Annotated in this window: 11 protein-coding genes and 1 tRNA gene; 7 read left to right on the top strand and 5 right to left on the bottom strand. The window is 42.8% G+C overall.

What is annotated here, in order from left to right; translation table 11 throughout:
- Position 1: 1 nt before the first annotated feature.
- Positions 2-973, bottom strand: coding sequence for a type I restriction enzyme HsdR N-terminal domain-containing protein (locus BTV98_RS13715; RefSeq protein ID WP_218612978.1), 972 nt, complete (start codon positions 971-973; stop codon positions 2-4).
- Positions 974-1,251: 278 nt separating this feature from the next.
- On the bottom strand, positions 1,252-5,052 hold the full coding sequence (gene metH / locus BTV98_RS12345; RefSeq protein ID WP_075103699.1) for a methionine synthase: 3,801 nt from the start codon (positions 5,050-5,052) through the stop codon (positions 1,252-1,254).
- A gap of 646 nt (positions 5,053-5,698) precedes the next feature.
- On the opposite strand from metH, the gene BTV98_RS12340 reads away from it, so the two are divergent.
- Entirely contained in the window at positions 5,699-6,283 is a 585-nt protein-coding gene (locus BTV98_RS12340) for a fasciclin domain-containing protein (RefSeq protein ID WP_058368229.1), read from the top strand.
- Between the two features lie 96 nt (positions 6,284-6,379).
- Positions 6,380-7,015 carry a fasciclin domain-containing protein gene (locus BTV98_RS12335; protein WP_058368230.1) on the top strand — a complete coding sequence of 212 codons (636 nt, stop codon included), beginning with the start codon at positions 6,380-6,382 and terminating at the stop codon, positions 7,013-7,015.
- Between the two features lie 232 nt (positions 7,016-7,247).
- Here the strand turns inward: BTV98_RS12335 and BTV98_RS12330 are convergent, their stop codons facing one another.
- Positions 7,248-8,795 carry a sodium:alanine symporter family protein gene (locus BTV98_RS12330; RefSeq protein ID WP_075103698.1) on the bottom strand — a complete coding sequence of 516 codons (1,548 nt, stop codon included), beginning with the start codon at positions 8,793-8,795 and terminating at the stop codon, positions 7,248-7,250.
- A 940-nt stretch (positions 8,796-9,735) separates the two neighbouring features.
- Here BTV98_RS12330 and BTV98_RS12325 point away from each other — a divergent pair.
- From BTV98_RS12325 to BTV98_RS12310, 4 genes are all read left to right on the top strand, one after another.
- Positions 9,736-10,365, top strand: coding sequence for a LemA family protein (locus tag BTV98_RS12325; RefSeq protein WP_075103697.1), 630 nt, complete (start codon positions 9,736-9,738; stop codon positions 10,363-10,365).
- 118 nt (positions 10,366-10,483) lie between these two features.
- Positions 10,484-11,644: a YgcG family protein gene (locus tag BTV98_RS12320; protein WP_075103696.1), complete on the top strand. Its 1,161-nt coding sequence runs from the start codon at positions 10,484-10,486 to the stop codon at positions 11,642-11,644.
- 113 nt (positions 11,645-11,757) lie between these two features.
- A complete protein-coding gene (locus tag BTV98_RS12315; protein ID WP_075103695.1) occupies positions 11,758-12,288 on the top strand; it encodes a TPM domain-containing protein in 531 nt (176 codons plus the stop codon).
- Between the two features lie 44 nt (positions 12,289-12,332).
- Entirely contained in the window at positions 12,333-13,331 is a 999-nt protein-coding gene (locus BTV98_RS12310) for an adenosine deaminase (protein ID WP_075103694.1), read from the top strand.
- Positions 13,332-13,455: 124 nt separating this feature from the next.
- Here BTV98_RS12310 and BTV98_RS12305 read toward each other — a convergent pair whose 3' ends face one another.
- Positions 13,456-14,259, bottom strand: a complete 804-nt coding sequence (locus BTV98_RS12305) for an NAD-dependent deacylase (RefSeq protein WP_058368233.1) — start codon at positions 14,257-14,259, stop codon at positions 13,456-13,458.
- A 35-nt stretch (positions 14,260-14,294) separates the two neighbouring features.
- On the opposite strand from BTV98_RS12305, the gene BTV98_RS12300 reads away from it, so the two are divergent.
- Complete coding sequence (locus BTV98_RS12300; RefSeq protein ID WP_058368234.1) at positions 14,295-14,663, top strand: hypothetical protein; 369 nt, start codon at positions 14,295-14,297, stop codon at positions 14,661-14,663.
- 561 nt (positions 14,664-15,224) lie between these two features.
- On the opposite strand, the gene BTV98_RS12295 is transcribed toward BTV98_RS12300, so the two are convergent.
- Positions 15,225-15,301 (bottom strand) — tRNA-Arg (locus BTV98_RS12295).
- Positions 15,302-15,620: the final 319 nt, after the last annotated feature.

Raw genomic sequence — 15,620 nt, 5'->3', positions numbered from 1 at the left:
ACTATTTCATACCTTGCTGATATAGCGCTTGCAGGCGGTCTTGCAAATCAAAAGGGCTGTCGTAGCTGATACCTTTCCAGTGAAATTTTAGGTCTTGCGGATTGTTAGTCTCATCAACGATTTTGCAAAGAAACAAATTCACCAATTTATCAAAGGCGTTTTCTCGACCTGAGACATTATGCTGACGCATGATAGTTGCAAACTCATTGTATTTACCTTGAATGTCGCTACTACTGATGGTAACTAAGTCATCTAACGAATAGTTTTTCTTACCTATAAAATAGGGCTGAATATCAGGTTCAAACAAACCGCGCGTTGTATAATCGCTTTGATAAGTTTCTTTCCACGTTGCTACGATGTCCTCAACATTACGTAATTTGCTATCGGCATAGGTTAATACTGGCTCGTCGCTTAATTCACTAAGCTCATGAATCAAGCTTTCATTATCGTTAAGTGAGATGAGGTAGTAATCAGGTTTGACTTGGTCATCAACCCAGTTAGAGGCATACAGACAAATAAATTGAGTGGTACTCGTTTGCTTCACATAGCTAAAGAGCTGACCGCCATCTTGAAGCGTTCGATTCCATGCCTTACTAAACTCATTGCCAGCTGTTTTACATTCGATAATTAGTAAAGTGTCACCTTGATTATCTTTAATTAGAACATCGGCGCGTCCACCGCTGGCACCGTGACCTACTTGCCATTTTGGTTCAAGCTCAATATGTTCAGGTTTATACCCTTGAGCTAATAAACGATGCACACATTCGAAGACAACAAAGTTTTCATTTTGCGAAAAGTTACAAGTTTGCCGCTCATTAACAGTCAGCCCTTCATCTTCTGGGTAAATCAACTCTTTTTTGTTGAAGTCAATTTTTAGGTAAGCGCTATTAGCATAGCGATGGATAAAAATATCGCCGCTCTCTTCAAAGTCTAAAAATCTAAGTACCTCTTTGAAATTGCTTTTATCTATCATTTAGTAGTTGTTCCGTAGGAGTATCACCAGTATTGAATAATTGATACAAAAAGTAGTAAAGTTTTGATTACGATGAATAGTAGCAAGAACACGATGCGACCGCTAGCCCTGATAGTAGCGGATATACTTGTGCGACCAATGGCTTGCGGTGACTTTGCTAGACGGGTTATCGAGGCAACAGGAACACGGCTAGTAATTAGTCACCGTGCCAGTGGACGTGCAAGATATAAGCGGATAGCAGGATTAGCTACAATAGCTAACCCTACCTATGAGCATCCCTAAGCCAAATTCGGATTTAACCACTTCTCAGCAGTCTTGATATCCCAATCTTTACGTTTGGCATAATCCTCCAACTGATCACGCCCAATCTTTCCGACGTTAAAGTACTCACTATCAGGATGCGAGTAATAGAAGCCACTGACCGAAGACGCCGGCCACATCGCGTAGCTCTCAGTTAGCGTTGTGCCGATAGCGTCCACTGTACCCAGCCAATCAAACAATTTGCCTTTCTCCGTATGCTCAGGGCAGGCAGGGTAGCCAGGCGCTGGGCGGATGCCGACGTATTTTTCTTTGATTAGCTCATCATTGGTTAGAGTCTCATCAGCCTGATAGCCCCAGTAGTCTTTACGAATCAGCTCATGCAAGTGCTCAGCGAAGGCTTCGGCCAAGCGGTCAGATAGCGCCTGTACCATGATGGCGTTATAATCATCGCCTGCTGCTTTGTACTTTTCAGCGAGGTCTTCTGTACCAACGATGGAGACGGTAAAGCCGCCGATATGATCGGTGTGCGTGTCTGTTGGTGAGATAAAGTCCGCCAAGCTAAAGTTTGGCTTACCGCTGGCTTTGTCCGACTGTTGACGCAAGTGCTCAAAGGTATGCGTTGGCTGTCCTCCATCTTCAGGCACGCTATCATAAACGGTGACGGTATCTGCGCCAGTGCGCTTGGCTGGCATGATTTTAAACACCCCTTTAGCGACGACTAACTTCTCATCGATCATTTTTTGCATTAAGTCATTGGCATTGTCAAACAGATCGCGCGCCGCTTCACCAACGACCTCATCTTGCAAGATTTTAGGGTATTTGCCTGTCAGTCCCCAAGAGATAAAGAACGGCGTCCAGTCGATATAAGGCAGCAAGGTTGCGATCGGATAATCATCAAGTATCACTTGGCCAAGTTTACTGGGCGCAGGCGGCACATAGTTGTCCCAGTCATAGTCAAAGCCAAGCTTGATAGCATCCGCATAAGATATCTTGGCCGCTTTGGGCTGACGCTTGGCCAGACGCTCGCGTACCTTGATATACTCTTCGCGGGTCTCATCGATAAGACCTTGACGATTTTCCTTAGAGAGCAGTTTGGTGACCACGCCGACCGAGCGTGAGGCGTCCGAGACATAGATGACCGCATCGTTTTGATACTGCGGTTCGACTTTTACCGCCGTATGCGCCTTGGAGGTGGTGGCACCGCCGATCATCAGTGGCAACGTTATGCCGCGCTCTTGCATCTGTTTGGCGACATAGACCATCTCATCAAGGCTAGGGGTAATCAGTCCTGATAAGCCGATGATATCGACTTTCTCGCTAATAGCGGTATCGAGGATTTTTTCGCACGGCACCATCACGCCAAGATCAAGGATGTCATAGCCATTACAGCCAAGTACCACGCCGACGATGTTTTTGCCGATGTCATGTACATCCCCCTTGACGGTTGCCATCAGGATCTTACCTTTGACTTCGCCCTCGACCTTTTCTGCTTCGATATACGGGTTCAGCCAAGCGACCGATTGTTTCATGACGCGTGCCGACTTGACCACTTGCGGTAAAAACATTTTACCCGAGCCAAATAAGTCACCGACGATGTTCATGCCATCCATCAGTGGCCCTTCGATAACGTCAAGCGGTTTGGGGTATTTCTCCCATGCTTCTTTGGTATCGGCTTCGATAAAGGTGGTGATGCCTTTGACCAGTGCATGGGCGATGCGCTCTTCTACCGTGCCCTCACGCCAGCTCATATCGACGGTGCTGTCTTTTTTCTTGCCGCCATCTTGATAGCTCTCAGCGATAGTCATCAGGCGTTCGGTAGCATCCTGACCTGTCTCGCCTTGATTGCGATTAAGCATGACATCCTCGATCGCCTCGCGCGCCTCGACAGGGATGTCGTCATAGACTTCAAGCATCGACGGATTGACGATACCCATGGTCAAGCCGTTTTTGATCGCATGATAAAGAAATACCGAGTTAATCGCTTCACGAATCGGGTTACCACGGAAGCTAAATGAGACGTTGGAGACGCCACCTGACACCATGGCATTGGGCAGATTTTCGGTTATCCATTTCGTCGCGTTAATAAAGTCCGCGCCGTAATTGTTGTGCTCGGTGATACCAGTTGCGACCGCAAAGATATTGGGGTCAAAGATAATGTCTTCAGATGGGAAGCCGACTTCGTTGACCAGTACGTCATAGCTGCGCTGACAGATCTGGATTTTGCGCTCATAAGTGTCCGCTTGCCCATCTTCATCAAAGGCCATAACGATGACAGCGGCGCCATAGCGCATACAGAGCTTGGCATGCTTAACAAACTCATCGTAGCCTTCTTTTAAGGAGATGGAGTTGACGACCGATTTGCCCTGAATACGTTTAAGCCCCTCTTCGATGATCTCCCATTTTGAGGAGTCCATCATTAAAGGCACACGGCTGATATCTGGCTCACCTGAGACCAGGTTGACAAAATGAATCATCGCCTGCTTGGAGTCGAGCATGCCCTCATCCATATTGATGTCGACGATTTGTGCGCCGCCCTCGACTTGATCGCGTGCGACATCGAGCGCTTCGGTATAGGCTTCGGTTTTGATCAAACGCAAAAATTTCTTGGAACCGGTGACGTTGGTACGCTCACCGACGTTGACAAACAGACTGTCGGCGGTGATAGTAAACGGCTCAAGTCCCGATAGGCGGCAGGCTGGTGCAATCTCAGGAATCTGGCGCGGCGGAAAGTTTGCCACCATATCCGCAATGTGGCGGATATGCTCAGGTGTCGTACCACAGCAGCCGCCCACGATGTTTAAGATGCCCGCTTTGGCAAAACCTTCAAGCAGAGCTGCGGTTTCTTTAGCAGTTTCATCATATTCCCCAAACTCATTGGGCAAGCCCGCATTTGGATGCGCGGAGACATAAGTGTCAGCGATGTTCGAGAGCGTCTGAATATGCGGGCGCAGCGCATCAGCGCCAAGCGCACAGTTAAAGCCAACAGATAACGGCTTGGCGTGACGAATAGAGTTATAAAACGCCTCTGCCGTTTGCCCCGATAGCGTGCGACCTGAAGCATCGGTGATGGTGCCTGATATCATAATCGGCAGCTCAAAACCGATATCATCAAATACGCCAGTGATGGCAAATATCGCCGCTTTGGCATTTAGGGTGTCAAAGATGGTCTCAATCAAGATGATATCGACGCCGCCTTCTATCAATGCCAGCGTCGCCTCACGGTAGTTAAGCACCAGCTCATCAAAGGTAATGTTACGAAAAGCAGGGTCATTGACATCAGGCGATAGCGAACAGGTGCGTGAAGTGGGCCCGATGACCCCTGCGACAAAGCGCGGTTTGTCAGGGTTTTTTGCGGTAAATTCGTCAGCCGCCGCCCGTGCTATTTGAGCTGCAGTAATATTTAATTCTGGTACCAGATACTCCATATCGTAGTCAGACATCGAGAGCCGCGTACCGTTAAAGCTATTGGTCTCGATAATATCAGCGCCTGCTGCAAGATGATCGTGATGGATGTCGCGTATCATCTGCGGCTGCGTGAGTACCAGCAGATCATTATTGCCACGTACGTCTTGCTCAATATCAGCGAAGCGCTCACCGCGATAGTCAGCTTCCTCGAGCTTATAAGTCTGAATCTGTGTCCCCATCGCACCATCTAACATCAAAATACGCGACTTCATTTGCTCGGTAATACGGGCACGAGCGGTTAGTTGCTGTTCTTTAAAAGGAAAGAGCGCAGGCGGCGTTAGGACAAAATCGTCCGCCGCTTGTGGTGAATTAGTGGCTGGGACATGAGTCTGTGAAGTCGTCTGTTGAGTCATAGGTATACTGCTTATATTGTCAATACTGTGATTAGAAAAGAGAAAGTCATAGCGTCATTAGAAGGCACAAATCTGCAATATTCTAGCATGAAAAATACAGCGCTTATTGGTATGTTTTTATTCGGTTTTAACTATCAGGGACACAGATAGAGTTGATAATCATATCAGTTGATATCGTAATAGAATTGTACTCTGAGGTCACTTTATATTCTTATATATGAATATATTCTTATCGTAATTGTCATGAACCATAGTAAAATTTCTCTTACAAATACAAAAAATAATTCGTGTTAGAAAGCAGACAAAACTTACAAGGCGGTGACAAAAAATAGCGCAAATGCAAATAGTTAACTTTACTGATCATGTTAGTTTGACGTGGTAAGGCTCGATTGCTCGTAAGTATGGCTTATAAGTTCTCAAGTAATGATGGTTAAATATTGTATATGCACATTGTATTTATATCCTGTAAGCGCTGTTTTTGACTTTTTAAGTAGTGTCATTACATAGGTAATTACATAGATACTGTGTTTGTATAGGTAGTAGGTCACCACATATAAGTTAATTTTTTGGAATTTTGCCTTAACAAAAGCACCATTCACCTTTTAAATTTGCACCTAGAATATACATCAAAATCAAGGATATGAATATGAAACTTACCAAACTTGCTACTATCGGCACATTGGCTGTATCAATCGCAGGCTTAAGCGCTTGTAATAATATGATGCCAGCTGAAAAGACGTCAACGCAAGCAAAACAGGTGTCTACACAAGCTCAAAAAGCACCTGTTCAAAGCGAAACCACAGCTAAGATGAATGTGGTACAAGTTGCTCAAAGCAATGCTGAATTTTCAACGCTTGTTGAAGCGGTACAAGCTGCGGGTATAGCAGGACCATTATCTAATCCTGATGCAAATTTTACTATTCTTGCGCCAACCAATGCAGCTTTTGCTGAAGCTCTGCAAGAGACTGGTATGAGTAAAGAGCAGCTTTTTGCGAACAAACCAGCTTTAACTAAGATTTTAGGCTACCACGTAATCAATGGTCCAGCACCTGTATACGCTAAGGATGTGCAGCCAGGCAACGTTATGATGCTTAGCAAAGACACATTGATGATAACGCCTGAAGGTAAATTGATGGATGAGAGTGGTCGTACTGCTAATATCTTACAAACAGATATCGCTGCTACCAATGGTGTTGTACACGTTATCGATAAAGTACTGTTACCACAATAAACGAGACATATATGGTACTTCTTACTTCATGCTTTGAATGAGTTTGTATAGTGATCAGTAAGAAGCTACTTGATCAATCTTTATAAGGATAGACCCATGTTAAAAAAGACTTTATTATCTCTAGCAATTGCTACATCAGCGGTATCTTTGGTAGCTTGTAATGACGCAGAAACGGTTACTGAGCCTACCGAGGCTGAAGCAACTACTGAACCGATGGTTGAAACTGAGCCAATGGTCGAAACTGAACCAATGGAAGAGCCGGAAGTTATTGCGGAACCTGAAGTAATGGCAGAAGAGACCACTGCCACGCAGAATATCGCCGAACTTGCTTCTGAAAACAACGATTTGACTATTTTGACAGCAGCACTAGAAGCGTCTGGTCTGGATCAAACTCTTATGGATTCAGGCAGTGAGTTCACTGTATTTGCACCTACGGACGCTGCATTTGCTGATGCATTAACGAAGCTTGACGTCACAAAAGAAGAGCTATTGGCTGATAAAGACATGTTGACCAATGTACTGTCATATCATGTTATTCCAAGTATGATAGTAAGATCTACCGATATCCCTTACGGTACAGATATCGAAACGGTAAATGGTCAGGCGTTTTCTATCAGTGAAGCCAATGTCATCACAGATGCAAGCGGCAACACATCTAATATTACTCAGCCAGATATGATGGCAACCAATGGTGTGGTACATGTGATTGATACCGTATTGATGCCTAAATAATAGGACCTTACTAAAACCAGTTGACTTAATACATGCATAATTTTAAGACCAAGCCCAGTCAAACGTGCTGGGTTTTTTATTGGATTAAAAAACTGTCTGCACGTGTTGTAGATAAGGGCATCTGATATCAAAAGATAACGTGTAACGCAGGGTATAAAAAAAGCTTGAGACCATAGTCTCAAGCTTTTTAATTTTATGTGACACTAATACATGCTAGCTACTTCAAAAAGCGTTATTTATGCTCTTTGTGTAGTGGGCTTTGTGCCATTCTTTCTTGCTCTTGTAAATGACGTGCTTCCCAATATGGCGCATTCTTAATACCGTATTTTGCAGGATCAAAGCTATAGCGTTTAACACCAGCTTTACGCTGGGCTTCATAGTCTTTGAGCATGGTAAGTGTTGGACGTGCAACGATAAAGATAACAAGAATACCAACGATATTAAGCCATGCCATCAGACCAACACCGATATCACCGATAGCCCAAATATAACCAGCTGAGTTTAGACCACCATAAGCAACCATCGCCATGATGAGTACTTTAACTAAGAATAAGCCCGTTCTATTCGCACCGCGACCGATAAAGCGTGTCAAATAAGCCACGTTTACTTCAGCAATATAGTAGTAAGCCAAAATAGTAGTAAAGGCGAAGAAGAACACTGCAACAGCGATGAAAGTATCACCGAATGAGCCGTATACTGATTCCATCGCCATTTGCGTGAAGGCAGGCGCGTTAATTTCAGTGGTCGCTGCTACGTTTTGAACGATGAACTGACCATCAGGTAGCGTACCTTGGATGTTATAAGTACCCATCGTTAGAATCATAAAGGCTGTAGCAGAACAGACTAGAATGGTATCGACATAGACTGAGAATGCCTGTACCAAACCTTGCTGTGATGGATGCTCAACTTCAGCAGCCGCTGCCGCATGAGGACCTGTACCTTGACCCGCTTCGTTTGAGTAAATACCACGTTTAACACCCCAACCGATTGCCGCACCAAAACCTGCTTGAGCAGTAAAGGCGTCACCAACGATCATACCAAAAACTTGAGGAATCATATCAAAGTTTGTAAACATGATAATCAAAGCTAGGACAATATAACCTAGTGCCATGAAAGGAACTGCAAACTCAGTAAAGGTTGCAATACGCTTAATACCACCAAAAATGATAATACCTAGTACTACTAAGATGATGACTAACGCAACCAGACGCATAGAGCCAACTTCTAGGCTCCCGATATTCATCATAGTGCCTTCACCCATTACCTGTGCAAATGCACTGATAACGCCGTTTGCTTGTACACCCGGTAAGAACATACCGCAAGCTAAGATAGAGGAGATTGCAAAAAGGATCCCGTACCATTTTTGGCCAAGTGCGCGTTCAAAGTAATACGCAGGGCCACCGCGATACTCGCCAGTAACCACGTCCTTTTCTTTATAAATCTGTGCAAGTGTAGACTCAACGTAGGCAGTAGATGCCCCTAAGAACGCCACAATCCACATCCAAAATACGGCGCCTGGACCACCAAAGCCGATGGCAGCAGCAACACCTGCGATGTTACCCATACCCACGCGTCCTGCGAGTGAGACGGCTAACGCCTGAAACGATGAAATACCCTGCTCACTAGATTTACCTGTAAACAGTAGTTTTACCATTTCACCGAACAAACGCACTTGTACAAAGCGCGTCATAATAGAATAAAACAGACCTGCGCCTAAACACAGGTAGATCAGAGCGGGGCTCCAAATAATTCCGTTTACTAAATTGACTAAACCTTCCATATTATGTCTTCCTCAAACGTCCTGAAAGTAGCGATAAAGGATACTAAGCATTTTACTAAAGTGAAGCCTAATACCTTTTTAACTATTTAGGATGGATTGTAAATGTCTGTATTTATCCGCTTGGCTTATCAATTAACACAATTTGTATTAATACAATCTTAGCTGCGGTCGCAAGTCCTTTTGCCTTTCTGGTTGTCGCAATATTATGATGACATAACGCAGTAAAAATAGGTAGATAAAGAATAGACCAGCGGATAAAACAAGTAATTATTATCATTAAACACGCATCAACATCCTGATGGTATTTAACCGTTTACGTTGTCTTTATTCGTTGCTAGCCTGCAAACTCATAGTGTATGAACCTTAACTTCATGTTATCGTTAGATATTTTTATAAATTTCAAACAATAACATTAAATAATTAATTCACCATCTATAATATTTGTCATTAGGATAAAGACGATATTTGTCATTTTTCCTGGACTAATATCAAATAAATAACAACTCCACTACCGAATGTATGCAAACCATACGGTTAAGTAACTGCAATTTGCCACAATTTCTTTATAATTACTAGATTTTTTTTTGAATTGTCCGTGTTTATATCATTCAATAATTGTTTACTTAATTGGTATAGAGCTATCGAATTCATTGTTAGATAGTGCAATATATGTATTTTATAAGCTTTTAATAATCTGCTATAAACTGTTATTGATATCTAGAGATCGACTAGGCCAGAGTAAAATAGTGATTTATTGCAAAACAAGAAAGTCAGTTGGACTCTTTTGCGGTTGTGTTTTAGTAACGATGAATTGTAAAAGAGCGACTATATCGCCATTATTAGCAGCATAATTAAAGACAATCGTTTATTGGTCACATTACAACTTATTATTTAGTATAAATGGCTAAATGGTTAATTATCATTATTGGGAGAATCAGTTATGACGCGTAAATCTATTGTAAAACCTATGTTGTTATCAGCAGTATTGGCGACATCAACCGTTGGCTTAACAGGCTGTGGTTATAACAATTTACAATCACAAGATGAGCAAGTCACAGCGGCTTGGTCAGAAGTAGTCAACCAGTATCAGCGCCGTTCGGACTTGGTGCCAAACTTGGTAAAAGTTGTACAACAATATGCAGATCAAGAGCAAGAGGTTTTCACTCAAGTCGCAGAAGCGCGTTCGCGTGCAGGTAGCATCAATATAACGCCAGAAGTGCTTAATGACCCACAAGCGATGGAACGTTATGCTGAAGCCCAAGCTCAGATGGGGGGAGCATTGTCACGTCTGATGGCGGTATCCGAACGTTATCCTGAGCTCAAATCCGATGCTTTGTTTCAAGACCTGCAAGCACAGCTAGAAGGTACTGAAAACCGTATTACCGTAGCCCGTAATCGTTATATTCAAGAAGTCCAAGGCTATAACACCACGGTACGTCAGTTCCCAACTAATATCACCGCCAAAGTGTTCGGTATGGATACCAAGCCGAACTTTACCGTTGCTAATGAAGACGAGATCTCAACCGCTCCTACTGTCGACTTTGGTGATGATGAAGCTACTGCTCAATAAGATTGGCTTTTTATGGTTAAAATAAAGCGGTTAAAGGTGTGAAAAAATAGTACATGCCTATTTATAGTAAGTCATAATTTCGTTCAGCAAGCATGTCACTAAAGGTGGTATAGATTAGATGAAGAATTCAAAAGCAATCGTCTCGGCATTACTATTAATACTCAGCGCAAGCAGTACGACGTTGTTGTATGCTGCGTCAGAGGATGCTAATGCTGCAACAACTGAGAATGCTACCAATACGCAGATGCAAAACCGTAGCGTTGAGGACCTAGTGGCGATTGCTAAAGCTGGCGAGGCGAATGAAGCTATCAATGACGCGGTACTTGGCAACGACGCTGTTGGAGGTGCCATACTTGGCAATGATGCTATCAATCCAAATGCCGCCAGTGATGAAGCGGTAGCACCGTCTCAGAGCACTGCCCAGCCACCTATACAATCTGATGCGGCTAGTGTTGATGCTGATAAACTCATATTAAACCAACCGGTCGTCGATCAAGCAAATATTCTAAACCCACAAGAGAAACAGCGTTTAGAGACTCAGCTTAGGAATATTTACCAGCAAGGTCTAGCTCAAGCAGCAGTCGTCATCGTACCTAGCACAAATGGCTTACCTATATTTGATTATGCTCTACAGGTTGCCAATAAGTGGGAGCTTGGAGAAGAGGACACGGATGACGGTTTATTGATTGTGGTAGCAGTCAATGATCGTGATATGTATATCCTAACTGGTTATGGGTTAGAAGGCGTGTTGCCGGATGCAGCGGTCAATCGTATTATCCGTGAGGATATTACGCCGCTATTTAAACAAAATAACTATGGGTCTGGATTGTTAGCAGGTGTTAGTGCGCTTGAGGCTCGACTAAATGCTGATCCTGACGTGCTGGCTCGCGCTGACGCTCAAGCTGCAGAACGTAACGCTCAGCAAGGTTCAGATGAGCCGTCAACTCCTGTCTTTTTGTTTATCATGGCGATGATTTTTGGTAAGTTTATCACTAGTATTTTTGGACGAGTATTTGGCTCTATCTTAACGGCTGGTGGTTTCTTCGCTGGTTCTTTAGCCTTGGGCGGCGGATTCTTTATGACTGTTATTATGGCCATATTTATCTGGATGTTCTTAATCGCTAGGGGTTCAGGCGGCGGTGGTCGTGGTGGACGCGGCGGCGGCGGTTTGATTTTCTTACCTGGACTTGGCGGTGGCAGTGGTGGTGGCTTTGGTGGTGGCGGCTTCGGCGGCGGCGGTGGCGGCTTTGGTGGTGGCGGTGCTGGTGGATCTTGGTAGACCAACCATCATAAAAATCGATCTGTAGAATTAAATATTAAGAACGTTGCTTTTATAATTTGTTTGATAATGTATTAGATGACAATGAGCAATCGCCTACTTGAGGAAAAATTATGGCACAAAACAACTTACCTTCATCAGAGGCAAGTTTTGCTCGCTGGTGGCGTCAAGTCTTGTTTGTTCCGATGCTAAATAGCAAATGGCTAACAGCAGAGGTTAAGGCCCGCCTGACAGCAAAGGTGACAGAAGCAGAGCAAGGTCATCGCGGTGAGGTTTTTTTGGTTATAGAAAACCATCTGCCTATCCCAGAAGCTTATAGTACTAACTGCCGCGAGCGTGCTATTGATTTGTTTAGCGAATACCGCGTATGGGATACTGAGGAAAACACGGGGGTCTTGGTTTATGTCAACATCTGTGAGCATAAGCTAGAGATTGTCGCAGATCGTGGTATTAGCGCTCATGTCAGTCCTACAGTATGGCGTGCAATGTGTGACAAAGCGGTGACTGGTATTGCTAACAAAAAATCAGAAGAAAGCTTGACTGATTTATTAGATGAGATAGGACAACTACTGCGTCAGTATTACCACTTAGAGCATGACCCAGCAGGTAATGAGCTGTCTGATACGGTAGTCTTTTTAAAGTAGATTCTACAAAATTATAGATAGGTAGTTAAAGATAAGGGTATATTATGATTGATCTGATAAAAAAATTACCAAAAGCTGAGCTGCATTTACATATCGAGGGTTCGTTAGAGCCTGAGCTTATGTTTAGACTGGCCAAAAAAAACAACATAGATATTCCCTATAAAGATATAGAAGACGTACGTAACGCTTATAATTTTACCAATCTACAGACCTTTTTGGATATCTATTACGCTGGTGCTAATGTACTTATTACAAAAGACGACTTCTATGATTTGACTTGGGAATATATCTTAAAATGTGTTGAAGACAATGTTATTCATACTGAGATATTCTTTGACCCTCAGACGCATACGGTAAGAGGCATCGCTTTTGAAACTGTAATCACTGGTATAAAAGAAGCGCTGGCTGATGCCAAAGAAAGATACGGTATTACTTCTGGAATTATCATGTGTTTTTTACGTCATTTGTCACAGCAAGATGCTTTTGATACGTTAGAGGAGGCAATGGCATTTAAGGACGATATTATCGGCGTTGGTCTTGACTCTTCGGAGCTTGGCAACCCACCATCGAAATTTACAGAGGTATTTAAAAAGGCAAAAGAGGAAGGGTTTAGATTGGTCGCTCATGCAGGCGAAGAAGGCGACTTTTCTTATATTAATGAAGCCTTAGACTTATTGGGTATCGATAGAATAGACCACGGCGTACAGTCAATCCATAGTGATGCGCTTATGCAGCGGCTAAAAGAAGAGCAAATACCGCTTACGGTTTGCCCAAACTCAAATATTGAACTAAAGGTATTTGAAGACTATAAAGCGCATAATATAAAAGAGCTTTTGGATTATGGCCTGAATGTGAGCGTCAATTCAGATGATCCAGCCTACTTTAAAGGCTATATCAACCAAAACTTCATCAACCTGCACGAAAACTTGCCACTAACAGAAAACGATATTGTCACTTTGGTAAAAAACTCTTTTAGATCATCATTTATAGATGATGACCTAAAAAAAGCATACTTGGCTAAAGTGGAGCGCGCATTGCAGTAACTGGTTAGGAGCTATTAGAGACTTAATCACTTATAGAGCATGTAGTTGTTATTAATACTTTGCGTCTTTGTCTTTTGCATCTTTGTCTTGTCGGTAAGTACAGGCGTTGTCTTTTATACAGTGATTAAGTTAGCGGAGCCATTTTTTGCATCAATAAAGGCAGTACTACGCCAGCGTTTGCAGCTAGGGTAATATCGACGATAGTATTAGGGGTTGGATTGGGGTTTATCTCGATGACTTTTGCGCCATTTTGCTGGGCTAATTGTGCCAGACCCGCTGCAGGGTATACTAAGCTTGATGTACCAATGCTGATGAACACATCGCAACTGGCGGCAGCATTCTCAGCTGTTTGCCACGCTTGTACGGGTAGCGCTTCACCAAACCAGACAATATCAGGTCTGATATAACCATCACACTGTTGGCAAGATATTAGGCTGTCATCAAACTCAATAGATTTTTTATTACTATTTGAAGCTTCTGTTTCACTCTGGTAGGGCGTACCACAGTCATGACAACGATTACGCCACAGATGACCATGTAGATGGGTGACTCTACTGCCTGCTTGTTCATGTAAATCATCGACGTTTTGTGTGACCAATGTAAAGCGCTGTTTGTGGTTTTTAGCGTCTTGTTGCCACTTGGCAAGCGCATAGTGAGCAGGATTAGGTTTTTTGTCATGGACCATTTGCCTGCGCCATTGATACCATGACCATACCAAATGTGGATCCCGAGCAAAGGCAGTGGGGCTTGCCAAATCCTCTGCCCGATAATGTTCCCAGAGACCAGTTTGCTTATCACGAAAAGTTGGAATGCCACTTTCTGCTGATACACCTGCACCTGTTAGAATACAGATCTGTGGTCGAACCGCTAATAACTCAGCAGCCCGATGTACTTCTGCTATTAGTTTTGGCGATAATTCTGCTACCATGACTTAACCCTTGCTAATAATGGATATACTTTTCTATGATAGACGGAATTTGGTGGCTTGTCATATTGCTAGCAGTCATTACAGTACTATGGCTGATAGCACATTTACGTAGTAATAAAGTCAATCCCAAAAGTGGAGCACACGCCTCAGCGGGTAAGAAGCCATTAACAAATGATAGCTTACAAAAGACAGCTATTTTAATTAAAAAACACTTTCCTAACTATAGTACCAGCAGAAGAGCTAAGCATTTGCTAATTACCAAAGAGAATAAAAAGATTGCAATGATTACCATAGATAATAGTATCGCAGCTGGTGAGCGCCGCTTAGGAGAGGTGCCTATTATCAATTATCATCGAGTACCGAGTCGAGCCCAGCTTGGTACTGACTTGCAAGAAATATGTTGAGCTCAACAAGCCAGCTACTTACCGCGTTGCCATCAGCCAAACAACAACCATTCCCCAGAATACAGACCCTACTGATAATGCTGCCATATAAAATACACTCATTACGTCTCCTAGACTTAACTCATACTATATTAAAAGTTATAAACCGCTGGCTCGTTTAAACCTATCTTAAACATGCAATTAACGAGCCAAAAATATTCTGTACTTGAATCTATATTTGGTTACTAGAATATTGCTATATATTCATTTAATTACATATAGTTACATAAATACCTAATAAGCAATAATACTTAGGTTGCTTTTAAAATGTAAGTATTATTTCTAATAAAAGTAGTTTTTTTGTAAAGATTAAGCGAAGAAAGCAAAAAGGCGTATTTTTGCCATAAAGTAGCTTGCTCAAAAGAAAAGTTTAGGAGTGATAAAAGAGAAGGGTAAGTTTAGAGTAAACAGGTATTTGATAAGAAAGTTTTGGAAATGCCAGACATAGCATTACAGCTAAACCAAAATAGATAAGTTGGCTCAGTGAGATATACTTTGAAATAATAGATTGGTTACAATGATTGGTGCGCTCGGCGGGAATCGAACCCACGACCCTCGGCTTCGGAAACCGATACTCTATCCAACTGAGCTACGAGCGCATAAGATGAGTGAACTGCTATGTAAAGTGAATCAACTCATTGGGTGTAAAAACCAGACTTGCAGTATAAGTTATAAGTCGTCGAAAAATAAAGACCGCTTAGTCTAACAAATAAAAGCGACAAAGCCAATAAATGAAACAAGCTCTTAGGATTATTTGATAAATACTCAGATAGTCAGTAAACAGGCATGGCAATTTACATACCTTTTCCCTTATAATGTTAGGGAAAATTCATATTCATAATCACCGATTACAAGTACGCTTGCATCTGGGATGGCTGTTTGCTGTTGATAACTAGATACTGTCAGAGGAAGATAGAC

Source organism: Psychrobacter sp. Cmf 22.2 (assembly GCF_001921745.1).
Classification (GTDB): Bacteria; Pseudomonadota; Gammaproteobacteria; order Pseudomonadales; family Moraxellaceae; genus Psychrobacter.
The sequence above is the reverse complement of the archived record's forward strand: the minus strand, read 5'-3'. Positions and strand labels throughout refer to the sequence as shown.

Excerpts from the sequence above, each read along its gene's own strand:
- BTV98_RS13715 (WP_218612978.1), bottom strand. The coding sequence starts at position 973 with ATGATAGATAAAAGCAATTTCAAAGAGGTACTTAGATTTTTAGACTTT.
- metH (WP_075103699.1), bottom strand. The coding sequence starts at position 5,052 with ATGACTCAACAGACGACTTCACAGACTCATGTCCCAGCCACTAATTCA.
- BTV98_RS12340 (WP_058368229.1), top strand. The coding sequence starts at position 5,699 with ATGAAACTTACCAAACTTGCTACTATCGGCACATTGGCTGTATCAATC.
- BTV98_RS12335 (WP_058368230.1), top strand. The coding sequence starts at position 6,380 with ATGTTAAAAAAGACTTTATTATCTCTAGCAATTGCTACATCAGCGGTA.
- BTV98_RS12330 (WP_075103698.1), bottom strand. The coding sequence starts at position 8,795 with ATGGAAGGTTTAGTCAATTTAGTAAACGGAATTATTTGGAGCCCCGCT.
- BTV98_RS12325 (WP_075103697.1), top strand. The coding sequence starts at position 9,736 with ATGACGCGTAAATCTATTGTAAAACCTATGTTGTTATCAGCAGTATTG.
- BTV98_RS12320 (WP_075103696.1), top strand. The coding sequence starts at position 10,484 with ATGAAGAATTCAAAAGCAATCGTCTCGGCATTACTATTAATACTCAGC.
- BTV98_RS12315 (WP_075103695.1), top strand. The coding sequence starts at position 11,758 with ATGGCACAAAACAACTTACCTTCATCAGAGGCAAGTTTTGCTCGCTGG.
- BTV98_RS12310 (WP_075103694.1), top strand. The coding sequence starts at position 12,333 with ATGATTGATCTGATAAAAAAATTACCAAAAGCTGAGCTGCATTTACAT.
- BTV98_RS12305 (WP_058368233.1), bottom strand. The coding sequence starts at position 14,259 with ATGGTAGCAGAATTATCGCCAAAACTAATAGCAGAAGTACATCGGGCT.
- BTV98_RS12300 (WP_058368234.1), top strand. The coding sequence starts at position 14,295 with ATGATAGACGGAATTTGGTGGCTTGTCATATTGCTAGCAGTCATTACA.